This is a genomic window from uncultured Desulfovibrio sp. (assembly GCF_944324935.1).
Lineage (GTDB): Bacteria > Desulfobacterota > Desulfovibrionia > Desulfovibrionales > Desulfovibrionaceae > Desulfovibrio.
Window position 1 is genome coordinate 1 of the sequence record NZ_CALUYG010000070.1, and the last position, 8,766, is coordinate 8,766.

At 66.1% G+C, this 8,766-nt stretch carries 10 protein-coding genes and 1 tRNA gene; 6 read left to right on the forward strand and 5 right to left on the reverse strand.

Annotated features, from left to right (window positions below):
- Positions 1–107: 107 nt before the first annotated feature.
- Positions 108–183, reverse strand: a tRNA-Thr gene (locus Q0J54_RS11520).
- Between the two features lie 73 nt (positions 184–256).
- Entirely contained in the window at positions 257–847 is a 591-nt protein-coding gene (locus Q0J54_RS11525; protein ID WP_296305871.1) for an RNA methyltransferase, read from the reverse strand.
- Between the two features lie 131 nt (positions 848–978).
- Here Q0J54_RS11525 and speG point away from each other — a divergent pair, with 131 nt between their 5' ends.
- The 6 genes from speG (at position 979) to Q0J54_RS11555 (ending at position 6,629) form a co-directional block, all read left to right on the forward strand.
- Entirely contained in the window at positions 979–1,542 is a 564-nt protein-coding gene (speG, locus tag Q0J54_RS11530; protein ID WP_296305873.1) for a spermidine N1-acetyltransferase, read from the forward strand.
- 172 nt (positions 1,543–1,714) lie between these two features.
- On the forward strand, positions 1,715–3,145 hold the full coding sequence (locus tag Q0J54_RS11535) for a sodium:proton antiporter (protein WP_296305874.1): 1,431 nt from the start codon (positions 1,715–1,717) through the stop codon (positions 3,143–3,145).
- A gap of 116 nt (positions 3,146–3,261) precedes the next feature.
- On the forward strand, positions 3,262–3,723 hold the full coding sequence (locus Q0J54_RS11540) for a LexA family transcriptional regulator (RefSeq protein ID WP_296305875.1): 462 nt from the start codon (positions 3,262–3,264) through the stop codon (positions 3,721–3,723).
- Positions 3,704–5,068, forward strand: a complete 1,365-nt coding sequence (locus tag Q0J54_RS11545; protein ID WP_296305876.1) for a Y-family DNA polymerase — start codon at positions 3,704–3,706, stop codon at positions 5,066–5,068. The genes Q0J54_RS11540 and Q0J54_RS11545 overlap by 20 nt, the downstream gene beginning before the upstream one ends.
- A gap of 27 nt (positions 5,069–5,095) precedes the next feature.
- Positions 5,096–5,362: a DksA/TraR family C4-type zinc finger protein gene (locus Q0J54_RS11550; RefSeq protein WP_296305877.1), complete on the forward strand. Its 267-nt coding sequence runs from the start codon at positions 5,096–5,098 to the stop codon at positions 5,360–5,362.
- Between the two features lie 661 nt (positions 5,363–6,023).
- On the forward strand, positions 6,024–6,629 hold the full coding sequence (locus Q0J54_RS11555) for a trimeric intracellular cation channel family protein (protein WP_296305879.1): 606 nt from the start codon (positions 6,024–6,026) through the stop codon (positions 6,627–6,629).
- Positions 6,630–6,823: 194 nt separating this feature from the next.
- Here the strand turns inward: Q0J54_RS11555 and Q0J54_RS11560 are convergent, their stop codons facing one another.
- From Q0J54_RS11560 to Q0J54_RS11570, 3 genes are all read right to left on the reverse strand, one after another.
- Positions 6,824–7,432 carry a bifunctional adenosylcobinamide kinase/adenosylcobinamide-phosphate guanylyltransferase gene (locus Q0J54_RS11560; RefSeq protein WP_296305880.1) on the reverse strand — a complete coding sequence of 203 codons (609 nt, stop codon included), beginning with the start codon at positions 7,430–7,432 and terminating at the stop codon, positions 6,824–6,826.
- Between the two features lie 69 nt (positions 7,433–7,501).
- A complete protein-coding gene (cobS, locus tag Q0J54_RS11565; RefSeq protein ID WP_296305882.1) occupies positions 7,502–8,257 on the reverse strand; it encodes an adenosylcobinamide-GDP ribazoletransferase in 756 nt (251 codons plus the stop codon).
- The coding region (locus Q0J54_RS11570; RefSeq protein ID WP_296305883.1) for a nicotinate-nucleotide--dimethylbenzimidazole phosphoribosyltransferase at positions 8,254–8,766 on the reverse strand (513 nt) is incomplete at its 5' end. The genes cobS and Q0J54_RS11570, both read right to left, overlap by 4 nt.

An 8,766-nucleotide genomic window follows, 5' to 3' on the forward strand; every position in this document is an offset into this window, starting at 1 on the left:
CGGCTACATTTCCTTACGACAAAAACGAAGTGGGGACAAAGTGGGGACAACTTCCGCCGGAGACGAAAAAAGGACTCGCGGCGTTACCCGCAAGTCCTTGTATTCTCTGGAGCCGGCGAAGGGACTTGAACCCGCAACCTGCTGATTACAAATCAGCTGCTCTACCAATTGAGCTACACCGGCGCAGGCAGGACAGTAGCTCAGTCCGGCGGAAAAATCAAGGCGTGATCGTCCGGCGGATGGCGAACGGGGTCGGTTATTTTTCCAGCCAGAGGTCAAGGCGCCGTTCCAGTTCGTCCGGCGGCAGGCGCGGGGCGTCGTAGAAGCCGGCGTCCTCGCGCTGGCGGGCGGCTTCGGCCAGGATGATGGCGGCAGCCACGGAGACGTTGAAACTCTGGATCATGCCGTGCATGGGGATGTACAGTTCGCCGTCGGCGGCCTGGATGAGCTCTTCGCCGACGCCGCTGTGCTCGTTGCCCATGATGACGGCCGTGGGCCGGGTGAAGTCCCACTGCCGCAGGGGGCGGGCCGTGGGGGTAAAGGTGGTGGCGAGCACCTGCATATCCTGAGCGCGCAGGGCGGCAAACAGCTCTTCACGGTCGCGATGGCGCACGCTGGACACCCATTTGCGGGCCGAGGCGGACGTCTTGCGGCCCAGCACGGGGAAGGGGGTGTCCGTATAGTAAAGGTGGACCTTGTCCACCCCGAAGGCGTCGCAGGAGCGGTAGATTGCCGAAACATTGTGCGGATCGTGGATGTTGGCCAGGACGAGCGTCAGGTCGGGCTGCCGATGGGCCAGCACGTCCTGAAGGCGCGCCCTGCGCCGGGGAGTAGGTTCCTTGCTCATGTATCCTCCGAAAACCCGGGCGGTGCGGCGGGTTGGCCCGCCAGAGGCGGTTGTGGCAGAAAAGGGGGGCCGTGGCAAGCTTGCCTGTCCGCAAGCGCGGGCGTAAGGTGAAGACGTCAAAGGAGGCTGCCATGCAAAGCGGGGAAAATGTCGTCATCCGGCCGCTGGAGCGCGAGGATCTGAAGTTCGTGCACGGGCTGGACAACAACGCCACCATCATGCGTTACTGGTTTGAAGAGCCTTACGAAGCCTTTGTGGAGCTGCAGGACCTCTACAACAAGCATATCCACGATCAGAGCGAACGGCGCTTCATCGTGGACAGGGAGGGGGAGAGCATCGGCCTCGTGGAGCTGGTGGAGATCGACCATATCCACCGGCGGGCGGAATTCCAGATCATCATCGCGCCGGAATGGCAGCATCGCGGCTATGCCACGCTGGCCGCCCGGCTGGTCATGGCCTACGCCTTTGACGTGCTCAATCTCTACAAGCTTTACCTTGTGGTGGACATGGAAAATGTCCATGCCCGCCACCTGTATACCAAGCTCGGCTTTACGGAAGAAGGGGTGCTGCGGCGGGAATTCTTCGTCAACGGCAGTTATCACGACGTGACCCGCATGTGCATCTTCCAGGATGACTACTGGCGGCAGCGGCAGGCGGAAGGCAGCGGCGGGACGTCGCCTGCCGGCGATCTGTGAAAAGAAGAACAATTGATTGAATGAACAGGGCTTTTTGGTCCGCAAGCATTGCCAAACGGGCATTTTTGCGGTATGAGAATACGAAATGCTGAGGCCCGCCCCGCCACCGCCACGGGGCCAACGAAACAGGCGTCATTTGTCGATGCCGCACGTGTTTGATGAGGAGATTCACATGCCAAAACTCCGGCCCTTGATGCTATCCCTGCTTGTCACCCTGCTGGCCCCGACGCTTGCGCTGGCCGCAGGTGGTCACCACCCCACGATCCCGGGGCCGGATCTGTCGGCCGTGTGGGTCATCCCCTTTGCCTGTATGCTCCTGTCCATTGCCATCATGCCGCTGGCCATCCCGCATATCTGGCATCACCACTTCGGCAAGATCGCCGTTTTCTGGGGCCTGGCCTTCCTGGTGCCCTGTTTTGTGGTCTACGGGGCGGATGTCGCCATTTATGAACTGCTGCATGCCCTCCTTCTGGAATATGTGCCCTTCATCGTCCTGCTGTTCGCCCTGTTCACCGTGGCAGGCGGCGTGCGCCTGAAAGGCTCGCTGGTGGGCACGCCCGCGGTGAATACCGGCCTTCTGGCCGTGGGCACCATCCTGGCCAGCTGGATGGGCACCACCGGCGCGGCCATGCTGCTCATCCGGCCGCTGCTGCGCGCCAATGCCCACCGTCGGTATCGCGTGCATTCCGTGGTCTTCTTCATCTTCCTGGTGGCCAACATCGGCGGCTCCCTGACGCCGCTGGGCGACCCGCCGCTCTTCCTGGGCTTCCTCAAGGGCGTGACCTTCTTCTGGACCACCACCAATCTGTTCCTGAAGACCCTGTTCATGGTCGTCGCGCTGCTGACCATCTTCTATGTGGTGGACAAGACCCTCTACAAGAAGGAAGGCAGCCCGGTTCCCGCCGTCGATCCCGACGCCCCGAAGGAAAAGCTCGGCCTGGACGGCAGCATCAACCTTTTCTTCCTGCTGCTCATCGTGGGCGCGGTGCTCGTGTCCGGCCTGCTCCAGCTTGGCCCGGCCATCACCATCTACGGCGTGACCATCGAAGGTCAGAACCTGCTGCAGGTCATCTCCCTGCTGTCCATCGCCGGCCTGTCCTGGGCCTTCACCAGCAAGCAGTGCCGCGAACTCAACGAATTCTCCTGGGCGCCCATTGAAGAAGTGGCCAAGCTCTTCCTTGGCATCTTCATCAGCATGATCCCGGCCATCGCCATTCTGCGGGCCGGGACGGACGGCGCGCTGGCGGGCGTCATCAACATGGTCTTCCATGACGGCCAGCCGGTGAACGCCATGTTCTTCTGGCTGACCGGCGCGCTCTCCAGCTTCCTGGACAACGCTCCCACCTACCTTGTGTTCTTCAACACGGCCGGCGGAGATGCCGCCCACCTTATGACCGACATGGCCTCCACGCTGGCGGCCATCTCGGCGGGCGCGGTGTTCATGGGCGCCAATACCTACATCGGCAACGCGCCCAACTTCATGGTGCGCTCCATCGCCGAGGAACGCGGCGTGCCCATGCCCAGCTTCTTCGGCTACATGATGTGGTCCGTGGGCATCCTGGTGCCGCTCTTCATCATCCTGACCTTCCTGTTCTTCATCTAGCCGGAGCAGGGGTGACGAACATGCGGGGCGCGGCCTTCGGGCCGCGCCCTTTCGTCTGGCCCGCGTAGCCCGGGAGCGGCATTGCGCCCCCCGGCGCAAGCCGCTATAGTGCGGCCATGAAACCGTTGTTCCCTCCCGCCGGCGGACAGCGCCTTGAGCTGCTGGGCATGGCCGCCGCCATACCGCAAGGCCGCGAAGGCCAGCCGCTCTATCTTGCGCCCGTGGAAGCGGGCTTCCCGTCCCCCGCCGACGATTATCAGGACCGCAAGCTGGACCTGCACGACTACTGCGTGCGCAATGAAGCCGCCACCTTCTTTGTGCGCGCGCATGGCGAATCCATGATCAATGCGGGCATCCACGACGGGGATCTGCTGGTGGTGGACCGTTCCCTGCAGGCCGGACACAATCGGGTGGTCATCGCCGCGCTGGACGGCGAACTGACGGTCAAGCGACTGATCCGGCGCCGGGGGAGAGTCTACCTCATGCCGGAGAATCCCGACTACCCGCCCTTTGACATCACGGAGCGGGAGCATGTGCACATCTGGGGCGTGGTGAGCTATGTCATCCACAAGCTGTAACAGGGCCGTCCCTGCCCGCGGAGCCGCGCCGCTCTGGGCGCTGGTGGACTGCAACAATTTTTATGCCTCCTGCGAGCGCCTTTTTCGGCCCGATCTTGCCGGGAAGCCCGTGGTGGTGCTTTCCAATAACGACGGCTGCATCGTGGCCCGCTCGCCGGAAGCCAAGGCCCTCGGCATCCCCATGGGGGCGCCGGAGTACCAGTGGCGCGCCTTTCTGCAACAGCACGGAGTGGCGGTCTTCTCGTCCAATTACGCCCTGTATGGCGATATGTCCGGCCGCATCATGCGCATCCTGGAGCAGCACTGCCCGCAGGTGGAACAATATTCCATCGACGAGGCCTTTGTACGGCTGGACGGCGCGCTTTCAGCGCAGGCGGCGGAGGTCGTCCGGCAGTTGCGGGAACGCATCGTCCGCTGGACGGGCATCTGCGTTTCGGTGGGCGTGGCCCGCACGCGCACGCTGGCCAAACTGGCCAACCATATCGGCAAGAAGCGCGCCGACGGCCTGGCCTTTCTCGGCAGCGGCGCGGCGGACTTTGCGCTGGCCGGAGACGACGCGCATCTGCTGTTCCACACGGATGACGTGCTTTCCTGGCTGCCCGTGGCCGAGGTCTGGGGCATCGGGCGGCGGCAGGCGCGCACGCTCTGGGCGGCGGGCATCACCACGGCGGCGGCCCTGCGCGATGCGGACGACCTGTGGCTGCGGCGTGTCCTGACAGTGACAGGCTGGCGTACGGCGCTTGAGCTGCGCGGCCTGCCCTGCATCGCCGTGGAGAATGCCCCCCTGCCGCGCCATACGCTGGTGTCCTCCCGTTCCTTTGCCCGCCCGGTGACGGAGCTTGCCGCCCTGCGCGAGGCGGTCGCCTGCTTCACGGCGCGCGCGGCGGAGCGACTGCGCCGGGCCGGACTGGTCGCCGGGGGCCTTGCCGTGCACATCCGCACGTCCCGGCACGCCGGGGAGGGCACGCCCTGCCATGCGGCGGACGTTTCCCTGCCCCTGCCGGCGGCCACAGCCGACACGCTCCCGCTGCTGCGGGCCGCACAAGCCGGGCTGGAGCGTCTGTTTCGCCCGGGCCACGCCTATGCCAAGGCGGGCGTCATGCTCTACGGGCTGGAAAAGGCGGACAGGCGGCAGGGCAGCCTTTTCCGCGCGACGTCCCCGGAGGAAGACAGGCGGCGGGAAGCGCTCATGCAGACGCTGGACGCCATCAACGGCAAGTTCGGTCGGGAAAGCATCATCTTTGGCGCACAAGGGCTGGGAGAGGCGGACTGGCACATGCGGCAGGCGCATCGCTCGCCGCGGCTGACGACACGCTGGAACGAATTGCCGCGGGTGCGCTGCTGACCGCATCCGCGCTGAAGGAGCAGGATCATGGCCGTTGGCTGGGCCGGCGACAACGCCGTACAGGATCAGATCCAGGATTCCCTCAATGACGAGATAACGCGGGCACGGGCCGCCCTGCCGCGCGGGGAGAGCGCGCTGTATTGCGAATGCTGCGGCGAGCTCATTCCGCAGGCCCGGCGCGAGGCCCTGCCCGGCGTACGCCTGTGCCGGGACTGCCAGGAAGAGGCGGACAGCGAGCGGCAGGCGGTGCAGCTCTACAACCGCAAGGGCAGCAAGGACAGTCAGTTGCGCTGAGCGCGGTCAGGCGGGAAAGAGCGTTATTGGGGGAAGGAGAACTCCTCGCGCTGCTGTCGATGCCCGTAAGGCTCCCGCGTCGCCTAACGGGCACGGCCCTGCGGGCCGCCTTTCGGTCGCGCTCTGCTGTCGATGCCCGTAAGGCTCCCGCGTCGCCTAACGGGCACGGCCCTGCGGGCCACCCGTTGGGTCGCGCTCTGCTGTCGATGCCCGTAAGGCTCCCGCGTCGCCTGACGGGGACGGCCCTGCGGGCCGCCCGTTGGGTCGCCGCCTGCGCGAGAGGGCCCAGCCTTTTCACAACGAAGCGAGAAAAGGTGTTCTCGCCATTCTTCCCCCCAGGCCCCTCATCCCTTTTCCAGCGCGATTTTATCAGGGAGAGCGAGAGATACGGTAAGCCATCTCGTGACGGCGCAAGGAACGATGAGTTGGTATATCCTGTTCATTTTAGAATATTTTTCCTTTGGCCAGGGCAAGACGCGAGGCGACGGCACAGCGCCGCCCGGCTGAACCCAAGCGGAAAAAGCGTGTTTTTCCGCTAAACGACAGACCGTATGGTTGGAAACGCAAAGCGCTTTACACAAAAAATGTCCTCAATGGACGGCACATATCGTGCGGACATGCCGCAAGGTATGGCGGCAGCAGGGAAAAGGAGCAGGATCCGATGAATGTCGGCATCTGGGTGGACTGGGTTTGTATCGGGGCCTTTGCCATGAGCGGCGTCTTTGCGGCCCGCGACCGCAAGGCCGAGCTCGATCTTTTCGGCGTGGTCGTGGTGGCGGTGCTCACGGCCATCGGCGGCGGCACGCTGCGGGACATCATTTTGCAGACGCCGGTCTTCTGGCTGACGCAGCGCGACCAGTTGTATTGTCCCATCCTGGTGGGAGTGCTGGGCTTTTTTCTGACTCGCAGTCGCCAGCATCACCGGCTCGATCGTCCTGTGGCCCTGCTGGATGCCGTGGGGCTGGCCTATTTTACGGTCATGGGGACGCAAAAGGCGTTGCTGCTGGGGGCGGCCCCCTTCATTGCCGTGCTCATGGGGCTTATGACCGGCGTCAGCGGCGGCATGATGCGTGATGCCTATACCGGGCAGGTCCCCTATGTCATGCGGCGCAATACGGATATCTACGCCACCACCTCCCTGCTCGGCGGCATGGTGGTCGTGCTCGTGCCCGGCATCTGGGGACTCTGGCTGGGCGGGCTGGCCTGTTTCGGGCTGCGCGTGGCCGCCATCCGCTGGAAGCTCTGCCTGCCCAGCGCACGCTGGTAGGAGCCCGCTGCGCCCCGGGCGTTTTTCACATGGTCCCGGAGCCGGAAAAACGGGATGCCGGCCGGCTGGGCGGTGGCATCCGCTTTTTCCCCTCGCCGTACTTTATGAACGGATCCGGCGATCGCCGCCGGCAGGGTCCTCGGTGTGCTCCTGTCGCGGCTGACTGGCGCATCGGCAAAATCGGCTCGCAGGGCTCACGCGCCCGCAAGCGCCTCCGCCGCCGGGGCAAGGCGCAGCAGACGGCCGGCCACGACCAGAAAAGCCTCCCGCGCGCGGGCGGCCAGCAGCTGATTGGCCAGCCCCAGCCCGTCGCAGAATTGCCGGGACAGCGCATTGCCGCCGATGCCGCCAAGGCCCGTCTCCCCGGAGACCATGATCCAGCGGCAGGGCAGGGCGCGGCTCAGGTCGATGAGGGCGGAGACTTCCTCCGTCACGAGACGCTCCAGCGCGCCGGAGTCCTGCTGTTCGGGCAGGGACAGGAGGAGGTTGGTCACCCAGAGGGTGACGCAGTCCACAAGGATGGTGGCCTGTCCGCTGCCGCCGGGCGCGTCGGAGCGCATCGCCTCCCAGGCGGCCGCCACGGCGGGGGCCAGACGGCGCGGGCACTCCAGCAGACGCCAGGAGCCCGGCCGTCGCTGGCGGTGGCGGCGGATGCGTTCGCTCATGGCCGGATCGTCCGGCTGGGGCATGGCCGTGGCCACATAGAGCACAGGCCCGCCGTTGCGCAGGGCGTGCGCCTCGGCCGCGGCGCTCTTGCCGCTGCGCGTGCCGCCCAGATAGAGGGTCAGGTCGGGTTCAGACATGCGGGACTCCGTTCAGCGGGAAAAGGATGCGGGGAGCGTGCGCCTGCGGGATCGCGACAGACAGGGGCCTCAGGCCTCCCCCTGCGGCAGGCAGAAGACGAGCAGCATACAGCTTTCCGTGACTTCGATCAGGCAGCCGAACACGTCTCCGGTCACACCGCCCAGACGGCGCAGAGCCGCCGAGAGCAGCAGGGCCGCCGCCGCAAGGGCGGTCAGCAGGGCGGCAAGGCCCCGCCAGCCGGTGCACAGACAGAAAAAGAGCGTCAGCAGCAGGGCCGCCAGACGGCTGCTGGCCGTGACGCCGTCGTTCATGGCGCTGCCCAGACCGCCGGGCCGGGCGCAGGGCAGCAGCAGGGCCACAAAGACCAGGCTGCGCGCCGTGACGGCCGCCATGCAGCACATGCCGGCAAGGGCCCAGAAACTTGCCTGCCCGGGGGCCGGCGTGTCCGCCAGGACGCCCAGGGCCGCCGCCTTGCCGCCCAGAACAAAGAAGAGGGCCAGCGCGCCGAAGGTCCCCAGACGGGAATCCTTCATTATCTCCAGCCGCCGGGCCGGGGGGGCCTCCACCAGCAGGCCGTCCCCGCAGTCCGCCACGCCGTCGAGGTGCAGTCCGCCGGTGATCCCCACCCAGACGAGGCAGCCGACGAGCCCGCACAACACGGGGGGCAGCAGCTGCATGGCGGCCCACAGCGCGCAGGCCGCCAGCAGGCCGATGAGCATCCCGACCGTGGGGAGCCAGGCCATGATGCCGCGAAAACCCGTGCCGGGCGGCGGAGAGCCGACCGGCAGCCGGGTAAAGAAGGCAAGAGCGGCGCGCAGCATCATCGCCGGATGTCCAGTTCCGCCAGGGTCCGCATCTCCGTAAGGATGCGCACGCTGGCGTCGATGATGGGGAAGAGCAGCGCCGCCCCGGTGCCCTCGCCGAGACGCAGGCCGAAATTCGTGTAGGTCGGGATGCCGAGATGTCGCATGAGCAGGCGATGTCCCGGCTCCACGGACGCGTGGGAGCCCACGAGCATCTCCCGCGCATCGGGATGCAGCCCCACCGCTATGGCCGCCGCGGCCCCGGCAATGAAGCCGTCCACCACCACCGGGATGCGCAGCGACGCGCCGCCGAGCATGAGGCCCGCCATGGCGGCCAGCTCCGTGCCGCCCACCTTGGCCAGCACCTCCAGCGGGTCGGACGGGTCGGGCCGGTTGCGGGCGATGCCCTGCCGGATGAGCTCGGCTGCCTGCCGCAATTCATCCGCATTCTCGGTATTCTGGCTGTATCCGAGGTACTTGAGCGCAATGCCGAAGGCATCCCGCGGATTGTCAAACATGGCCACCTGTCC